The sequence below is a fragment of the Variovorax paradoxus B4 genome (assembly GCF_000463015.1).
Taxonomy (GTDB): domain Bacteria; phylum Pseudomonadota; class Gammaproteobacteria; order Burkholderiales; family Burkholderiaceae_C; genus Variovorax; species Variovorax paradoxus_E.
The window spans coordinates 249645-267020 of sequence record NC_022247.1; the positions used below are offsets into that span (position 1 = coordinate 249645).

The 17376-nt window shown below is 67.5% G+C and carries 13 protein-coding genes; 9 read left to right on the forward strand and 4 right to left on the reverse strand.

What is annotated here, in order from left to right; translation table 11 throughout:
• Nucleotides 1–10 precede the first annotated feature (10 nt).
• The 4 genes from VAPA_RS01165 to VAPA_RS01180 are packed head-to-tail and all read left to right on the forward strand — an operon-like array spanning nt 11 to nt 4723.
• Nucleotides 11–2563 carry a DUF2169 family type VI secretion system accessory protein gene (locus VAPA_RS01165; protein ID WP_021004939.1) on the forward strand — a complete coding sequence of 851 codons (2553 nt, stop codon included), beginning with the start codon at nt 11–13 and terminating at the stop codon, nt 2561–2563.
• A gap of 11 nt (nt 2564–2574) precedes the next feature.
• Complete coding sequence (locus VAPA_RS01170; protein ID WP_230558943.1) at nt 2575–3609, forward strand: pentapeptide repeat-containing protein; 1035 nt, start codon at nt 2575–2577, stop codon at nt 3607–3609.
• A gap of 58 nt (nt 3610–3667) precedes the next feature.
• On the forward strand, nt 3668–4330 hold the full coding sequence (locus tag VAPA_RS01175) for a DUF3540 domain-containing protein (protein ID WP_021004941.1): 663 nt from the start codon (nt 3668–3670) through the stop codon (nt 4328–4330).
• Nucleotides 4331–4342: 12 nt separating this feature from the next.
• Nucleotides 4343–4723, forward strand: coding sequence for a DUF4150 domain-containing protein (locus VAPA_RS01180; protein WP_021004942.1), 381 nt, complete (start codon nt 4343–4345; stop codon nt 4721–4723).
• Between the two features lie 55 nt (nt 4724–4778).
• On the opposite strand, the gene VAPA_RS01185 is transcribed toward VAPA_RS01180, so the two are convergent.
• Genes VAPA_RS01185 through VAPA_RS01195 form a run of 3 tightly spaced genes read right to left on the reverse strand, consistent with a single transcriptional unit; the run spans nt 4779 to nt 7930 of the window.
• Nucleotides 4779–5597, reverse strand: a complete 819-nt coding sequence (locus VAPA_RS01185) for a PP2C family protein-serine/threonine phosphatase (RefSeq protein ID WP_021004943.1) — start codon at nt 5595–5597, stop codon at nt 4779–4781.
• Nucleotides 5590–7515, reverse strand: coding sequence for a type VI secretion system-associated FHA domain protein TagH (gene tagH / locus VAPA_RS35390; protein ID WP_021004944.1), 1926 nt, complete (start codon nt 7513–7515; stop codon nt 5590–5592). Before tagH ends, VAPA_RS01185 begins: the two co-directional genes overlap by 8 nt.
• 43 nt (nt 7516–7558) lie before the next feature.
• Nucleotides 7559–7930, reverse strand: coding sequence for a TssQ family T6SS-associated lipoprotein (locus VAPA_RS01195; RefSeq protein ID WP_230558944.1), 372 nt, complete (start codon nt 7928–7930; stop codon nt 7559–7561).
• A 163-nt stretch (nt 7931–8093) separates the two neighbouring features.
• On the opposite strand from VAPA_RS01195, the gene tssJ reads away from it, so the two are divergent.
• From tssJ to tssM, 4 genes are all read left to right on the forward strand, one after another.
• The gene (tssJ, locus tag VAPA_RS01200; RefSeq protein ID WP_021004946.1) at nt 8094–8609 is read left to right on the forward strand and encodes a type VI secretion system lipoprotein TssJ; all 516 of its coding nucleotides are present in this window, start codon (nt 8094–8096) and stop codon (nt 8607–8609) included.
• A 159-nt stretch (nt 8610–8768) separates the two neighbouring features.
• On the forward strand, nt 8769–10148 hold the full coding sequence (gene tssK / locus VAPA_RS01205; RefSeq protein WP_041945967.1) for a type VI secretion system baseplate subunit TssK: 1380 nt from the start codon (nt 8769–8771) through the stop codon (nt 10146–10148).
• 8 nt (nt 10149–10156) lie between these two features.
• Entirely contained in the window at nt 10157–11533 is a 1377-nt protein-coding gene (locus VAPA_RS01210; RefSeq protein ID WP_021004948.1) for a DotU family type VI secretion system protein, read from the forward strand.
• Complete coding sequence (gene tssM, locus VAPA_RS01215; protein WP_021004949.1) at nt 11533–15168, forward strand: type VI secretion system membrane subunit TssM; 3636 nt, start codon at nt 11533–11535, stop codon at nt 15166–15168. The genes VAPA_RS01210 and tssM overlap by 1 nt, the downstream gene beginning before the upstream one ends.
• Nucleotides 15169–15181: 13 nt before the next feature.
• On the opposite strand, the gene VAPA_RS01220 is transcribed toward tssM, so the two are convergent.
• Nucleotides 15182–16405: an IS110 family RNA-guided transposase gene (locus VAPA_RS01220; protein WP_021003967.1), complete on the reverse strand. Its 1224-nt coding sequence runs from the start codon at nt 16403–16405 to the stop codon at nt 15182–15184.
• Between the two features lie 238 nt (nt 16406–16643).
• Between VAPA_RS01220 and tagF the strand changes: the two genes are divergently transcribed.
• Nucleotides 16644–17369 (forward strand): type VI secretion system-associated protein TagF, encoded by a 726-nt coding sequence (gene tagF / locus VAPA_RS01225; RefSeq protein WP_021004950.1) that lies wholly within the window; start codon nt 16644–16646, stop codon nt 17367–17369.
• Nucleotides 17370–17376 lie beyond the last annotated feature (7 nt).

Sequence of the window (17376 nt, forward strand, 5' to 3'; positions counted from 1 at the left end):
GAAATCGACCTTGAAGATCGTCAAGCCCTTTCGACTCAGCCTGCTCACGCGGCCTTACCGCTGGCGCTCGCGCAATCACCTGGGCATCGCCGCACTGGCGTGCGTGAGCCTTGACGCCGAGCCGCGGCTGCAACCCGAACAGGAGCTCTGGCAGATGGTCAGCGAGGTCCTGGACCCCGGCAGCGTGCTCGACATGGGCATGCCGAAGGCCGAGGCCGAGGTGCTGGCGAGCGGCTTCGCCTACACGGCGCACCAGGAGGACAAGACCCAGTGCGCGGCGCGATTGCGAGTCGCCGGCGTGGACCGGTCGCTGGCCGTCTTCGGCGACCGCTTCTGGCTGGGCGGGCGCATCACCGAGGCGGCCAAGTTCGACCGAATGCCGCTGGACTGGCGCCACGCATTCGGCGGACCGGGCGTGCCCGAGAACCCGTTGGGCATGGGCGTGGCCGACGAGATCGTCAATGGCGTGCAGACCTGCCGGTTGCCCAACGTCGAGGCTGTCTCCGACCGGATCCATCGCCGCGGCCAGCGGCCGAAGGCTGCATCGTTCGGCGGCTACCTGCCCGATTGGCCGCAGCGCATGGCGCTGATGGGCACGCAGTACGACGACGCGTGGCTGGAGAATGGTTTTCCGGGCTTTGCGAACGACCTCGACTGGCGCTTCTTCAATTCGGCCAGTCCGGACCAGCGCTGGCCGGGCCAGCCGGCCCTGCCGCCGAATGCGCCCTACGAGATATGGAACATGCACCCCGGCATTCCGATCCTGCGCGGCAACCTGCCGGCGTGGAACGCGGTGTGTCATCTGAGCTTTTCCACGGAGGTCGCCGAACTGCGCCGCCTCGAACTCGGCTTGAGCACGGCCTGGTTTTTCCCCGACCGCGAACGCGTGGTCCTCATCTGGCACGGTACCACCAGCGTGCGGGAAGACGATGCCTCGGACGTGAAGCACATCATGCCGTCGCTCGAACTGCCAGGCGAGCCGCGTTCGCAGGAGCACTATGTGGATGTGCTGCGAAAGCGCGTCGATCCGGAAAAGAGTGCCATCCACGTGCTGCGCGACAGCGATCTCGTGCCGCGTTCGATCCTCGGCGAATGGGCTGCGATGCGGATGCCGGACACGCTTTCCGAACCGCTGCCGCGCAACGTGTACGCGGGTGTGCGGCGCGAGTACGAAAAGCGATGCAACGAGCTGCTGGCGCAGGGGCTTCAGCCGGCTGACTACCTCACGCCTCCCGCGATGCAGGAAGCGCTGCCGGCCTTCGACGATCTGCCCGACTATCTCGAACGCGAGGAGGCCAAGGCACAGGAGGCGAGTAAACGCCTTGAGGCCGAGGCCGCCCGTGTACAGGCACAACGCCCGTCAGCGGAGGGCGCGCCGGTCGATCTCCTCGGCGCGATGAGCAGTGCCCGCCCGGGCGCGCTCGAAGCGCAGCAACCCGACGCCAAGGACGAAGATGTCGGCGCGCCCGTCGAAATGGACCCGCTGCTGCGCCAGGGCTACCTGTACTCGGCGCACATGGCATCGGCGGCACCGCGCATGCCGACCTTCCGGTCCGCCAAACTGCGGCGCCGGCTGGCTGCCGCGGACCCGCAGCGCCGGCATTTCGCGAAGATGAATCTCACCGGCGCGGATCTCTCCGAGATGGACCTGCGCGGCGCCGATTTTTCGTACGCCATCCTGGCCGACGCTAACCTGCGGGGCGCGAACCTCGCAGGCTGCAACCTCACCGAGGCCGTGCTGTCGCGTGCCACGCTTGCCGGAACTTGCCTGAAAGAGGCCCGGCTGGACAAGGCCAACCTGGGTGGCACGCATCTGGACACCTGCGATCTCGAAGCGGCCAGCCTTCTCGAGACCTTCTGCCATGGCACGCGCTTTACCGGGTGCAACCTGCGCTCGGCCTTGTTGAACCAGACGCAACTGCACGAGGCCGACATAGCGGGATGCGACATGCAGGCCTCGCGGTGGACCCAGGTATCGCTCCGGCAGATGGTGTTGCGGGACATCGCGCTGGACCAGGCCGAGTTGAACCAGGTCATCCTGATCGAATGCCGGTTGGAGCGCGTGTCGTTGAACGCGGCACGACTGGTCCGGTGCGGCTTCGTCACTACAACGCTGGCGGAGCGCGTCGACCTGTCGCACGCGCGGCTCGATGCCTGCAGCATCGCGCTGCGCAGCGCCTTCATCGGCGTGACGGCGGTCGGCATCTTCCTGAAGCAATGCGGCCTGCGCGGCACGTCCTTCGCGGGTGCGGACCTGACGGCGGCCCACCTTGAGAACTGCGATTTTTCGGAATGCGATTTCTCCGACGCGCGGCTGGACGGTCTCGTTGCGGGCGAGAGCCTGTTCGTGCGCGCGGACTTCAGCCGCGCTTCGCTGCGCCGGGCGAACCTGATCGATGCCAACCTGTCGAAGTCGAACCTGCTCGGCGGCGACCTGCGCGAAGCGAACCTGTTCCGCACAGACGTCTCACAGGCGCTCATCGACGCCACCACCCTGCTCGAAGGCGCCTACACGCAGCACGCCAAGGTCTGGCCCCGGCGCGACACGGAGGCCCCGGTATGACGCCCGAATCGATGGTGGAAGAAGTGCGCCATGGCGCACAGCTGCGCGGCCTCGACTGCCGCGGCTGGAACCTGCGCGGCCTCGATCTCTCGGGTGCGCAGTGGGACAACATCGACTTCACCGGCGCAGACTTCAGCGGTGCGGACCTGTCCGGCAGCTTCATTACCCATTGCCTAATGAACCAGTGCAACTTCTCGGGCGCCATCGGCAAGCGGCTGCAGATGTTTCGTGGACGGTTCGAGAGAGCAGACTTTTCCGATGCCATGCTCGAGGAGTCGTCGTTCATCGAATCCCATCTGACGCGCGCACGCCTCGACGGCACGGTGCTCGATCGCGTCACCTTCTTTCGCTGCGACCTGGCGAATGCGTCGCTGCGGACCCGGCGCATGGCCCAGGCGACCATTGCGGAGTCGATCCTCGCCGGGACCGACTTCACCGAGGCATCCCTGCACACGGTCACGATGTTCAAGATAGACCTGCGGTCCGCCGTCTTCGCCCGCTTCGAAGGCGAGGGCATGGTCTTCCTCGAATGCGGCATGGAAGGCCAGCAGTTTGCCGGGCTGGTGCTACGCCGGTGCCAGTTCACCGACTCCCGGCTCGACGGTGCCGACTTTCGTGGTGCAACGCTGACGCAGAGCAACTTCAAGGGCGCGTCGTTGCGCGGTACCAATTTCTCCGGCGCCGATGCAGGTATGACGATCTACGCGGAGGCCGACCTCAGCGGCGCCGATTGCAGCGCAGGCCGGTTCGATCGATCCATGTGGGTCGATGCACGGCTGGACGGCGTGGTCTTCAACGATGCCCGGATGCCGCTGAGCGTGTTCCACCGCGCGCACTGCCACGATACCCGCTTCGTGCGGGCCGCGCTCCACGACGCGGATCTTTCATACGCCGATCTGACGGGTGCGGACTTCAGCGATGCGCACTTTCTGCGAACACGATTTCACCGTGCGGTCCAGCAGAGCACGCGTTTTTCAGCACGCGGTGGCATCATCGAGAACGATCCAGACCTGCACCGCGCGCAGTCATGGTCCGGCGCACGCTGATGGCGAGTCCATCATTTTCGGACCGAACCCTCATCCGACTCGAAAAAGGGAATTCATCATGAACGTCGTTCCTCTGCGCGTCGCCCCCGACGCATCGTCTCCGGTGCATACGATCGGCACGATCCGCGGCCTGCTACCCGACGGGCAGTTCGCGATCGAGGACGAGAGCGGTATCGCGCGAACCTGCCGGCGGGCCGCCAGTTGCCTCTTGAAGCCGCAGGTGGGCGACACCGTGCTGGTCTCCGGACCCGATTCCTATCGCATGTTCCTGATCGCGGTGCTCGAACAGGCCGATGCAGCAGTAAGCCGCATCGAGATTGACGGGGCGCTGGTCCTTGGCGGCAACGCGCACCCGGTCACAATCGAGAGCGAAGGCAAGGTCAGCGTGCGCAGCGGCGGCGTCCTCGACATGGCCGCGGCGCAATGGACGATGCGCGCGGGCAGCGCCGACTGCCGCGCGGACGACATGCGCTTCACTGCCCGCAAGGTCGATGCGACTATGGGCACGATGAAGCTCGTCGGCAAGGTCTTCGAGACCATTTCCGAAAGGGTGGTGCAGATGACGCGCAGTGCGCTGAGGATCGTCGACGAGGTCGATCAGTCGCGTGTCGGGCATCTCGATTGCAAAGCCCGCGACACGGTCCGTATCCATGCGAAGCACACGATGGTCACGGGCGAGGACCTGGTGAAGATCGATGCCTCGCAGATTCACATGGGTTGAGGAGGAGCCAGCATGTTCGCTAACTGCCAGCTGATGGGGATGGACCTGGCTTTTCCCGACGTCTGCAGGACGCCGGTCCCGATCCCGTTTCCCAACATGGCCCTGGGCCCCATGGCCATTCCCAATGCTTGGAACATCCTGTTCATGGGCATGCCCGCGCACAACATGGCCACGGTCACACCGATCACGCTCGGCGATCAGCCGGGCGCACTGGGTGGGATGGTCTCGCAGACCTTCATGCAGCAGTCGCGGCATCTCACCGGTGCGTTCACGGTGCTGGTCAAGGGCACGCCGGTCACGCGCGTGACGAGCATCACGCTGCAGAACCGCTGCAACATAGTCGGCATGCGGGTGGTGCCGAGCCAGTTCAAGGTGCTGGTCCTGGCGGCCTGAGGTCGCGTGCGCAGCACCCGCAGGCTTTGCCGGGCCCTGCGGCGCGCGTTTGTTCTCAACCGGGCTGGCGCGCGGGCACAGCCGTCCCCGCCAGCGTCACCTGCTGCGGAAACCCCACCCACACCGCCAACGCCGAGTAGTTGTCGCGCGACTCATCGGCCTTGGCCTCGGCCGCGCGGCGCAGCAGCGCGAGCCATTCCTCTGCACTGTCGGCGAGTTGCAGCGAGCGTTCCATCACCTGCTGCGAAATGAGCTGCCACAGGCCGTCGGTGCACAGCAGGAACGCATCGCCGTCGGCGAGCCGCTGCGGCGTCGACACGGTGGTTTCCGCCGTGGCCCTGGCGCCGAGCGCGCGGTACAGCAGGTTGGTCTTCACCAGGCGTTCGCCCCCGTTGGCGCCGTTGCCCATGGCAGCCTCGCCCGAGCGCTCCGACAGGCTGTGGTCTTCGGTGCGCTGCATCAGCGCGCCGCGGCGGAACCAGTAGAGACGGCTGTCGCCCACGTGGGCCCAGCAGGCCTGGCCGCTGGTGCGGTCCACGAACAGAGAGACGATGGTCGCGCTCATCCGGCTCTGGTCGGCCAGCTCCCGCTGCTTGGCAAGGATGGCGTCGTTGGCGGCCTTCACGGCCTGCTCGATGTCGTGCTGCGCCACCGACGGGTTGTCGACGAAGGTGTTGAGCGCGGTATCGACCGCGATGCGCGCGGCCAGCTCGCCGCCCGCGTTGCCGCCGACGCCGTCGCTCACGACGAAGCAGGCGTTGTATTCGTCGAGGTGATAGCCGATGGCGTCCTGGTTGCCGCTGCGCTCGCCCACGCAGGAGAACTGCGAGGTCGAGATGGGAACCGCGAAAGCACGAGGGGTGGTCTCAAGCACGGCGCGCCTCCTTCAACCGTTCCATCTCCTTGTCGTAGGCCTGCTGGAAGGCCCGGCCGAAGACGGCCTGGAAGTCGTCCTCGACGGCCGCGGTGGTCTCGGCATGCAGCTTCTGCAGCTGGCGCCACAGGCGCGCCTCGCGGCCGCCGGGCAACAGCTTCTCGCCCAGCCCGCCGTCGTGCGGCGTGGCGGTGTTCAATGCCGTGGGGTCGAAGCGCTTGAGCACAGTGAGCAGCGCGGCGCGCATGCCGGCCACCATGCCGAGCTGATGCGACTGCAGGTCGCCGAGTGCGTCGTGCACGGCCGCCTCGGGCGACAGGAAGCCGGGCATGCGCGCGCCGAACATCTGCATCAGCACGGCGCGGCCGTTGGGAAGGATCTTGAAGGGGTTGTTCTCTTCGTCGACGATCATCGTGATCTCGGCACGCACTTCGCGCTTGAGCATGGCGCGCGACGAGAGCAGCTCGATGGTGCCGTCGGTGAATGCGCGCATGAGCCGGCCGAGGCGCCGCATGGCTTCGGCGTCCAGCGGTTGCTGGCCGGCAACGTCGGGCACGCCTGCGCCTTCGAGGAAGGCCTTGAAGAGTTCGTCCGAAGAGGAGGGCGCTGCGACAGGGGCTGCCGGCGCGGCCACCGGCGACGGCGCAGCAGCAGCGGGCTTCGGTTCTGGTGCGGGCGGTTCAGGCGGCGCGGGCTTTGCAGGCGGTGCAATGTCCGCGCGGCCGGCGGTGACCGGCATCGATGCTGCCGGTGCCGGTGCCGGTGCCGGTGCCGGTGCCGGGACTGGTGCTGGCGGCTCAGGCGCCGAGGACACCTGCGTCTCGTTGGCCTTCACAGCCGGCGCATCGAAGGCCACCGGGTTCGGCGGCCTGAATTGCGCCGTCAATTCCCGCGCATGGTTCGAATGGCTGTATCCCTGCGGGGCGGCCGGCCTGGCCAGCAGATCGACTGCCGGATGCACGTCGCTGAGCGGATCTTCGTGGGTCAGCGCGGTGGGGCGCGGATCGGAAAGCGGCGAGGGCGCATCGTTGTCGGCGGCAAAGAAAGACAGCGGGTCCATGCCGCGCTTCAGCGCCACGTCGGACATGCCGTCTTCCGCACGCGGATTCAGCTCGGCCAGCGGATCGACCGGATTCCTGCGCGCCTGCGACGGCAGCTCGAAAGGCTCGTGCGCCATCGGGTCGGGCATGGGCTCGGAGGCGTTCGCCTCGCGGCGCGGCGCATTCGCGAGGATGGCATCCCAATCGGCGGCGGAAGGAATCTGCGGGGCGCCCGGCTGAGTGCTTGCCGGCGATGGGGCTGGCGATGGCGATGGCGATCGCGACGCCGCAGGCACCGGCGCGGCGGCGAAAGCTTCGGCAGGCGGCGGCGCTGCCGGCACGGCCGGCGGTGGCATCGCCACGGTCACGGGCTGCGTATCGCCGATCGGCAATGCGCCTGCGCCGAAGAGGTCCGAGAACACGTCGGAGACGGGTGCCGCCGGCAGCAGCGAGCCCATCGGCGCTTGCGCCGTGGCGCCGGCGGGCGTTGCGTTGCGCACAGGCGCGGCCGGTGGCGGTGCTGCCGCCATCAGTGGGGCGGCGGGCTCGACGGCCACGGCGCGCCGCCCGTTCCCCGCCACCAGCACATAGCTCCCGATGGTCACGCGGTCGCCATCGGCGATCGGCGACTCCTGCTCGTGCTGCAGCGTGCGCTCGTTGACGCCGATGGGCAGCACCGCGCTCATGTTGCGCAGCACCGTCGCGCCACTGTCGTCGAAACGCACGGTGGCCTGCAGGCGCGAGATCTGGCGCTGTTCGTCGGGCAGCACCAGGTGGTTGTCGGGGCTGCGCCCGATGGTTCCACCGGGTGCCGCGAGCAAGGCCGAGGGCCCCGCGGTCACCGGCTTGCCGGCATGTTCGATCACCGTCCAACGCATGGCATCTCCGTGTTGATGTCGAGCCGCGGCTCCCTTGCGGCGTTCAACGCTTCATTCGCTTGGCGGCCTCGAAGGCGGGGCCCCACACCGGGTGCTTGCGTTCGGCAACGGTGAGGTCGAAGTTCGGGAACGCGTCCATGAGCTTGCGGAATTGCGCGCGGCATTCAGGCACCTGGTTGGCCACGCAATAGCTGAACGCTTCGAGCTTCATGGCGTCGAGCCGCGTGGCCGGCTCCGCGGCCTCGAACACCGAGACGCCACCGCTCTTGAGCGTGGTGATGGCCTTGGCGTAGTCGCCTTCGTCATAGGCCTGTTGCGCGCGTTCGAGCGTGCTGCGCGCCACTTGCTGGCTCAGGCGTTCGGGTTGCGGCGGCTCGGGGGGAGGCGTGGTCGTGCAACCAGCGACCAGAACCAAGGTGAACGCCAAAGCAGGCAGACATGACTTCAATCTTCTCTCCTACCTTGCAAAAGGCAATGCTTGAGATAGTGTGCCGCTGTCATGCGACAGGCACGCGATGCGACGCGATTCATGCGCACGACTTCGATAATATAGACCGCGAACCACTAGGGAAGATCTCATGCATCGACGAACCCTGCTTCAAGGCGCACTTGCAACCGCACCGTTGCTCGGTGGCCTCAGTGGATGCGCATCGACTGCGAAGTCATTGCCCACGCCATACGCCGTGACCATCAAGATCGACGATGGCGTCAACCCCGACGGACGCGGCCAGCCAGCGCCGATTCTCGTCAAGGTCTTCGAATTGAAATCTTCCGGTAACTTCGAGACAGCAGACTACTTTGCACTACAGGACCGCGATCGCGAAACGCTTTCGACGGAACTCGTGAATGCCGACCAGGCCATCATGCGCAGCGGCGAAGATCGTGTCTTCAAGCGCGAGGCAGGGCTCGATTCGCGTGCCATCGGCATCATCGCCGGCTACCGCAAGCTCGAGGCCGCGCGATGGCGCATCGTGTTGCCGCTCAAGGAGCCGAAGCAAACCAATCTGTACAAGGTGTGGCAGTTTTCTCCGAGCGAGCAAACCGTGCGCATCGCGATCCGCAAGAGCGGCATCGAGTTACTACCAAGTCGTTAATTTCTCGGCTTTGTAGTTAGAAAGTGCGAGAAATTCGCACACGAAATGCGGTGCAAAACGTAAGAGGCGCCGTGTAGCATCAGAGAAAAAAACCGAATCAATCGGGAGGTCGTTAACAAGCACCTCCCGCTTCAGTGTGGGCACTCCCCAGGAGGTTCTTTGGTGACAGTTCGCAATCCGGGCGCCGGCAAGCATGGCGCCCTTCCGCAGGCATTGGCGAATCGCGTGGTGTGGTCCGAAGGCATGTACCTGAGGCCCCAGCATTTCCAGCAACTGGAGCGCTATGTCGAGCAGTACGTCACGCGCCGTACCGCGGGCCTGCAAGGTGCCTATTGGGGATGGCTCAGCCTGGACATCGATCGCGATGCCCATGCACTCGGACGCGTGTCGCTGCTCGGCGGCGCCGGCGTGCTGCCCGACGGCACGCCGTTCTCGTTCGGCGCCGAAGATGCGCCGCTGCCTTACGAGGTGCCGAGCGACCTGACCGATGAACTCATCGTGCTTGCGCTGCCGCTGCGCCGCACCGGCAGCGAAGAGATCCTCTTCGCCGACGACGAGGGATCGGCCGCGCGCTTCGGCGTGATCGAGCGCGAGGTGGCCGACGGCAATTCGGTGGCGCTCGGCCCGGCGGTGCTGCAGCTTGCGAAGCCGCGCCTGCGCCTTGCGCGCGCGTCGTCGCTCACGGCGGAGTGGCAGGCCATCGGTGCGGTACGCGTCATAGAGCGGCGCACCGACCACAAGCTGGTGATCGACGCCAACTACATTCCGCCGGTGCTCGATGCATCGGCGCACCCCATGCTGCGCAGCATGGTTTCCGAGCTGCACGGCCTGCTCACGCAGCGCTCCGAGGCCCTGGCCTCGCGGCTCTCGCAGCCCGGCCGCGGCGGCGTGAGCGAGGTCTCCGACTTTCTCCTGCTCGAACTCGTCAACCGCTATCTCGCACTGACCTGGCATGCGCAGCATGCGGTGCAGGTGCACCCCGAGGAACTGTTCGTCGACTGGTTCAAGCTGGCCTGCCATCTGGCCACGCACACCTCGCCCACGCGGCGCCCCGTGGTGTGGCCGAAGTACGACCACGACAATCTCAACGAGACGATCCGGCCGCTGATGGAAGAGCTGCGGCGCTCGCTCTCGGCCGTGCTCGAGCAGAGCGCCATCGCCATCGAGCTGGAGGAGCGCAGCCACGGCGTGCGCGTGGGCCGCATGCCCGATCCGGTGCTGGTGCGCAACGCGGGCTTCGTGCTTGCGGTGCATGCCAACCTGCCCGCCGATGCCATCCAGCAGCGCTTTCCGACGCAGGTCAAGATCGGTTCGGTGGAGCGCATCCGCGACCTCGTGCAGCTGCAGCTGCCGGGCGTCACGGTGCGGCCGCTGCCGGTGGCGCCGCGCCAGATTCCATACAACGCGGGCTACCACTATTTCGAACTCGACAAGAGTGGCGACATGTGGCGCCAGCTCGAAAAATCGGGCGGCGTTGCAATGCACCTGGCCGGCGACTTCCCGGGCCTGGCCATGGAGTTCTGGGCAATTCGTCCGTGAGGGACCCTATGAACGGTGTCAACGACATGGCCGTCGGTCCGGGAGGCTTCGTGCCGCCCAACCCGGGCGGCGGCGGCAACAACAGCGGCAACGGCGATCCCGCGGGCGTGCCCCTGGCATCGCGCGGCGCCGGGCAGCAGCAACCCCAGTCATTCACCGCATGGCATGACGCACGCCGTCCGCATGCGGGCGACACGGCGCTGGCCGGCAACAATCCGCTTGTCGCGGCGGCCAACCCGCTGCTCGACCTGATCCCGCAGATCCGCGCCACCGGCCACCACGATGCGCCCGCGCAGTTGCGCGAGCACCTGGTCGACGAGGTCAGGCGCTTCGAAACGCGCGCGCAACAAAGCGGCATTGCGCCCGAGGTGATCATCGGCGCGCGCTACTGCCTGTGCACCGCGGTCGACGAGGCGGCCGCGCTCACGCCGTGGGGCGGCAGCATCTGGTCGTCGCAGAGCCTGCTCGTGATGTTCCACAACGAGACCTGGGGCGGCGAGAAATTCTTCCAGCTGCTGTCGCGGCTGGTGCAGAACCCGCAGCAGCATCTGCAGCTGATCGAGCTCATCTACTTCTGCCTGGCCATGGGCTTCGAAGGGCGCTTCCGCGTCATCGACAACGGCCGCACGCAGCTGGAGACGCTCAAGCAGCGGCTGCTGCAGATCATTCGCCAGGCGCGCGGCGAAATTGCCGCGCCGCTGTCGCCGCACTGGCAGGATGCGAGCGCGCCGGTGCGCCGCACGCGCAACTGGGTGCCGCTGTGGGCCGTGGGCGCGGTGGCGGCGGTGCTGCTGGTGCTCGTGTTCGGCGTGCTCACCTTCAGCCTGGCCAGCCGTTCCGACGGCGCATTCGCCGCGGTCAATGCGGTGCGCCTGCCGCAGACGCAGCGCGCCGTGGCCGTTGCGCCGGCACCGCAGCCGCGGCTGCAGCGATTCCTCGAACCCGAGATCCGCGACGGCCTGCTGACCGTGCGCGACGAGGCCGACCGCAGCGTGGTGGTGCTGCGCGGCGACGGCCTGTTCGCATCGGGCTCCGACCGCGTGCTCGACCGCTATGCGCCCGTGCTCGCGCGCGTGGCCGACGCGCTCAATTCGGTGGAAGGCAACGTGCTCATCAGCGGCTTCAGCGACAACCAGCCGATTCGCAGCGTGCGCTTCCCGTCCAACTGGCAGCTCTCGCAGGCGCGTGCCGATGCGGTCAAGAAGATGATCGCCACGCGCGTCACCCGCCCCGAGCGCCTGCGCGCCGAAGGCCGCGGCGATGCCGATCCCCTGGTGCCCAATGATTCGCCGGCCAACCGTGCGCGCAACCGGCGGGTCGAAGTGACGCTGCTGGTGGCGCCCGTGGCCGGCGCCGCAGCGCCGTTGCAGGGAGGAACCCGCTGATGCTGCGCGCGATTTTCCGTTTCCTCGTGAGCCGCGACCTGTGGGTCTTTTTCGGGCTCCTGGCCGTTGCGTTCCTGATCTGGATCATCGGCCCAGTCATCGCGGTGGGCCGCTACCGGCCGTTCGAAAGCGAGTTCGTCCGCATCGTGGTCATCGCGCTGATGTTCGCGATCTGGATCGCACGGGTGCTCTATCGCAAATGGCGCGAGCGGCGCCTCAATGCGCAGCTGCTCAACCAGCTGCGCACGCCGTCGCCCAAGGAGAAGGCCGCCAAGCCCGAGGACGCCCCTGAGATCAAGGAGCTGCAAAGCGGCTTCACCGACGCGACGGCCATCCTGAAGAACATGCGCTTCGGCGCGGACGCCGACGGCAAGGCCGCCGGGCGCTTCGCGGTGTTCGACCGCCAGTACCTGTACCAGCTGCCCTGGTACATCTTCATCGGCGCGCCGGGCTCGGGCAAGACCACCGCGCTGGTCAACTCCGACCTCGACTTTCCTCTCGCCGACCAGCTCGGCAAGGCCGCGGTGCGCGGCATCGGCGGCACGCGCAACTGCGACTGGTGGTTCACCAACGAGGCGGTGCTCATCGACACCGCCGGGCGCTACACCACGCACGAGAGCAACCGCGAAACCGACGAGGGCGAGTGGAAGGGCTTTCTCGACCTGCTCAAGAAGTTCAGGCCGCGCCAGCCGATCAACGGCGCCATCCTCACCATCAGCATTGCCGACCTGCCGCTGGCCGACGACGCGCAGCGCGCGCGCCACGCCATGGCGCTGCGCAAGCGGCTGCTCGAACTGCGCAACGGACTGGGCATCAATTTTCCGGTGTACGTGCTGGTCACCAAGACTGACCTGCTGGCCGGCTTCAACGAGTATTTCGGCTCGCTGGGCCGGGCCGAGCGCTCGCAGGTCTGGGGCTTCACGTTTCCGATCGACGCCAACCCGGCAGACCCCGCCAAGGCCGACCTGCGCGAGCGCTTCCACCAGGAATACAAGCTGCTGCACCAGCGCCTGGACGAGCGCCTGCCGGAGCTGCTGGCGGCCGAGCCCGACCAGCTGCGCCGCGCGCAGGCCTACCTGCTGCCCCAGCAGTTCGCGAGCTTCGAAGACATCCTCGGCACCTTCCTGGCCGACGTGTTCAACCCTTCGAAGTTCGAAGTCGCGCCGATGCTGCGCGGCGTGTACTTCACCAGCGGCACGCAGGAGGGCACGGCCTTCGACCGCGTGATGGGCGCGATCAAGCGCTACCTGCAGGTCAATGCGCCGCCCGCGCCGCCGCCGGGTCCGGGCAAGAGCTACTTCCTGAAGGAGCTGCTGCAGCAGGTGATCTTCCGCGACGCGGGCGTGGCCGGCACCAACCTGCGCTGGTACCGGCGCAAGCGGGCCATCGACCTGACAGGCTATGGCCTCATCGGCGTGCTGCTGGTGGTGGTGCTGGGCGCCTGCGTCAACAGCTGGCGCAACAACCGCGACTACGTGGCCGAAGTCGACAACAACGCCAAGGCCTTCAACAAGGCCGCGGCGCGCGGCGAGCTGCCGACGGTGGTCGATTCGAACAGCGACATCGCCAGCTCGCTGCCGGTGCTCGACCGCCTGCGCGACCTGCCCAAGTCAGGCCAGTTCGACATCGGCGATCCGCCCGTGAGCTACCGCTTCGGCCTCTATCAGGGCGAGAAGCTGCAGGCCGCGACCGACGGCGTCTATCAGCGTGCGCTCGAAAGCGTGCTGCTTCCGCAGGCCTCGCAGCGCGTGGAGCAGGCGCTGCGCGAGGCCTCCAAGACCGATGCCGAATACAGCTACGAGGCGCTCAAGGCCTACCTCATGCTGTACGACGCGGAACGCTACGACGCCGACTTTCTCCAGGCCTGGCTGCTCACCGACGTGGACCGCAAGATCGGCGCCGGGCTCACGCGCGAGCAGCGCACCAACCTCGAGTCGCACCTGCGGGCGCTGTTTGCGGAACGCGTGGTGACCTCGCCCTTCGCCAAGGACGACCGGCTCGTCACCGAGACGCGAGCCCGCCTGGCCGGCGTGCCGCTGGCGCAGCGCTCCTATGCGCGGCTGCGGCGCATCCTGCTGCAGACCAGCCCGCCCAACGCCTTCAGCATTGCGGAGGCGGCAGGGGCCGAGTCCGCGCTGGTGATCAAGCGCGCGAGCGGCAAGCCGCTCACCGACGGCATCCCGACGCTGTTCACCTACCGCGGCTACTGGGACATCTTCGACAAGCGCATGGCGGAGACCACGCTCGCGCTCGAACAGGAAGACCGCTGGGTGCTGCAGATCCGCGCGCCGGGCATGACCGACATCACCTCGCGCGAGCTGCTGCTGCGCGAAGTGCGTCGGCTCTATCTCACCGACTACATCCGCGTCTGGGACGACTACCTGGCCGACGTCCGGCTGGCCGACAGCCGCTCGCTGCTGCAGAGCATCCAGATGACGCGCGTGCTCTCGACCAGCGAGTCGCCGATGTCGCGCCTCATCCGCGGTGCGGCGCGCGAGACCGACCTGCTGCGCAACCACGACGAGGCCACGCGCAGCCTGCTCGACCAGGCGCAGAACCGCGTGGCCAGCACGCGCGAACGCATCGAGCAGCTCATCGGGCAGCCCGACGGCAGCCAGCGCCGCAACACCGTGCCGGACCGCCCCGAATCGCTGGTGGACAACCACTTCGCGCCGCTTCGCCGCATGGTCACCGCGCCCAAGGCCGGCGGCCAGGCGCCGATCGACGCCACCGCCGCGCTCATCAACGAGCTCTACACCTTCCTCACCGCCACCGACACCGCCTTGCGCAGCGGCAACATCCCGCCGTCGAGCGATGCGGTCACCAAGGTGCAGGCCGAGGCGGGTCGCCTGCCGGTGCCGTTCCAGGGCATGCTGAACGATCTCTCGGCCACCGCGTCGTCCAAGGCGGCGGCGGTGACGCGGCAGAACATCGGGCAGAACGCGGCCGCCACCATCGGCCAGTTCTGCGGCCAGGCCATTGCGGGGCGCTATCCGTTCTCGCGCGGCTCGAACCGCGACGTGGCCGCCGGCGACTTCGCGCAGCTGTTCGCGCCGGGCGGCATGATGGACGACTTCTTCCAGAAGAACCTGGCCTCTCAGGTCGACACCTCCGTCAACCCGTGGGCCTTCAAGAAGGGGGTGGACGGCAGCTCGCCGGGGCGCTCGGCGTATCTCGATTCGTTCCAGAAGGCGCAGGCGATCCGCGACGTGTTCTTCTCGGGCATGGCGGGCGGGCGCACGCCCTCGTTCACCATCGACATCCGGCCCGAGGACATGGACGCCGCCATCAGCCAGTTCACGCTCGACATCGACGGCCAGACGGTGCGCTATGCGCACGGCCCGCAGGCGCCCAGCACCGTCAAGTGGCCCGGCCCGCGCAACAGCAACCAGGTGCGGCTGCAGGTGACGACTGCCAGCGGCACGCCGGCCGGCGGCATCGTCACCGAAGGGCCGTGGGCGCTGCACCGGCTCTTCGACAAGGCCTCGATCTCGTCGGGCAGCGCACCCGAATCGTTCAACGCGACCTTCGACCTGCAAGGCAAGAAGGTGGTGCTGGCGGTGACAGCGAACAGTGTCTACAACCCGCTGCGGCTGAACCAGATGAACGGCTTTTCATGCCCGGGGAAATCCTAGGATGAAACGCTTCCTATCCAGCCGGTGTGAGTTGCACCGCGTAGCCGATTTGCTGAAGTCGTCGGATCAGGCGGTTGGCGGTTTTGTGAGCGTCGGCGCGGTCGAAGTGAGCGGCACCGAGGTCATGCCATTCGGTGCCGTCGCGCAGCATGTGCCAAGCGGCGGTGAGCATCGAGGCGGCCACGGCGATGATGGCCTTCTTGGCGCCGCGTCGGGCGCGCAGCCGATGGAACTGCGCCTGCAGATAGCCGCCCTTGACCCTCACGGCGGACCAGGCGGCCTGCACCAGCGTGGTCTTGAGCCATTGGCCGCCGCGGCGCAGCCGGGTGGAGCGGCGCTTTCCGGCGCTCTCGTCGTTGCGCGGGCACAGGCAGGCCCAGGACAGCAAGTGGCCGGGCGTGGCAAATCGCGACATGTCGATGCCGATCTCGGCCACGATCACGTGGGCGCTGACAGCGCTCAGGCCCGGCATGGTGCTCAGGAGCTTGGCGGCTTGTCGAAACGGCTCGAGCCCCAGGCCCACCTCCTTCTCGATGGCGGCGATGGCCTGGTCCAGCGCGTCGATATGGCTCAGGTGCAGCTTGAGCATGAAGCGGTGGTGCGTACTGACGCGCCCGCGCAGCGCCTCCAGCAACTCGGCGCGACTGGCCTTGACGCGGCCGATGCAGGAGATCAGGTGCTGCGGGTCGTCCTGGCCGTCGATGATGGCCTGCAGCACTGCGCGCGCGCTCTTGCCCAGGATGTCGCTGAGCACGACGCTGAGCTTGAGGTTGGCGTCCTCGAGCACCTTCTCGATGCGTTGCGCGTGCGCGCTCCTCTCGCGCACGAGCTGCTTGCGCGTGCGCGTGAGCGTGCGCAGCTCCTGCACGGCCACCGGGGGCACGAAGCTGGCGCGGATCAGGCCGTGGGCCAACAGGTCGGCCAGCCACATCGAGTCGTTGACGTCGGTCTTGCGCCCGGGCACGTTCTTCACGTGCGCGGCGTTGGCCAGCACCAGCTCGAAGTGGCCTTCGAGCACATGCCACACCGGCTTCCAGTACACCCCGGTGGCCTCCATGGCGACCACCTCGACCTGGAAGGAGTCGAGCCAGTCGCACAAGCTCAGCAGAGCCGAGGTGGTGGTGGCAAAGGTGCGCACTTCCTGCAACGGGGGGCCGTCGCCAGCGATGCGCACGCACGCCACCACGGTTTGTTTGTGAACGTCCAGGCCCGCGCAGCGGGAATGAATGACTTCCATGATCGCCTCCAATGCGCGGCGACATCGGCGTGCGGCCCACGTCATCGAACTCTAGGATGCGTGCTCAAGGGCGCGAAGCCCCAGGCGACAGTACGGGGTGCTCGTGGAGCCGCGGGTCCCACTGAGATACGGGCTAAACGCACCAAGTTTGAACCGACCTCTGTGCCGGACGCCGCAGCAGCAATTAAAGCCGCGTTTCATGCGGCGCGGAAGGCGCATGGCGCCATGGACCACTGAGATGAACAGCGGCATTCCTTCGCCGCGGGTGTGGGTGCCCGACGACGAGCAGATCGGCTGGTACGGCAAGCTGCCCGCGGCCGGCGACTTTCTCTATCGCCGGGTACCGCGCGAGCTCCAGGCCTGGTGGGACCGCTGGATGCAGAACGGCCTGGGCACCTTCAAGCGCTGGCCCGACGCCATGACGCGGCACTACGTGGTGGCGCCGGTCTGGAACTTTGCAATTCCGGCCACGCAGGGCGTGGACGCGGTGCAGTTCGGCTGCCTGGCGCCCAGCTGCGACCGCGTGGGGCGCTACTACCCCGTGTGCGTGACGCTGCAGGTGGCCGCATCGAGCTACCGGCCCTCCATGCTCGAGGGCTCCGCCGCGTGGTACTGGCGATGCGGCACCGTGCTGTTGCAGGCGATCCGCCACAGCGTGGCGCCCGACCAGTTCGACCGCCAGGTGCTGGCGGCGGCCCATGGCGGCTTCCAGACCGCGAGCGGCGGCTCGGACGACATCCTTTCGATCCTCGGGCCCGCGGCGGGGGGCGCTGGCGCAACAGGTGCCCAGCAGCGCCTCGGCTGGCCCGAGCTGCCGCTGTGCTTCGACGCCTTCGGAAGCACCAGCTACTGGTGGACCAACCAGGCGGACGGCTCGCCGCTGCGCACCGCCGCCCACAGCGGAGGCCTCAATACGCCATTGTTTTCCAAGTTGTTTTCACAGGGGCATGTGCCATGGGCATGAACAACCC

Coding starts and splice junctions, on each gene's coding strand:
- VAPA_RS01175 (WP_021004941.1), top strand. CDS start 3,668: ATGAACGTCGTTCCTCTGCGCGTCGCCCCCGACGCATCGTCTCCGGTG.
- VAPA_RS01210 (WP_021004948.1), top strand. CDS start 10,157: ATGAACGGTGTCAACGACATGGCCGTCGGTCCGGGAGGCTTCGTGCCG.
- VAPA_RS01170 (WP_230558943.1), top strand. CDS start 2,575: ATGGTGGAAGAAGTGCGCCATGGCGCACAGCTGCGCGGCCTCGACTGC.
- VAPA_RS01180 (WP_021004942.1), top strand. CDS start 4,343: ATGTTCGCTAACTGCCAGCTGATGGGGATGGACCTGGCTTTTCCCGAC.
- tssJ (WP_021004946.1), top strand. CDS start 8,094: ATGCATCGACGAACCCTGCTTCAAGGCGCACTTGCAACCGCACCGTTG.
- tagF (WP_021004950.1), top strand. CDS start 16,644: ATGAACAGCGGCATTCCTTCGCCGCGGGTGTGGGTGCCCGACGACGAG.
- tagH (WP_021004944.1), bottom strand. CDS start 7,515: ATGCGTTGGACGGTGATCGAACATGCCGGCAAGCCGGTGACCGCGGGG.
- tssM (WP_021004949.1), top strand. CDS start 11,533: ATGCTGCGCGCGATTTTCCGTTTCCTCGTGAGCCGCGACCTGTGGGTC.
- VAPA_RS01220 (WP_021003967.1), bottom strand. CDS start 16,405: ATGGAAGTCATTCATTCCCGCTGCGCGGGCCTGGACGTTCACAAACAA.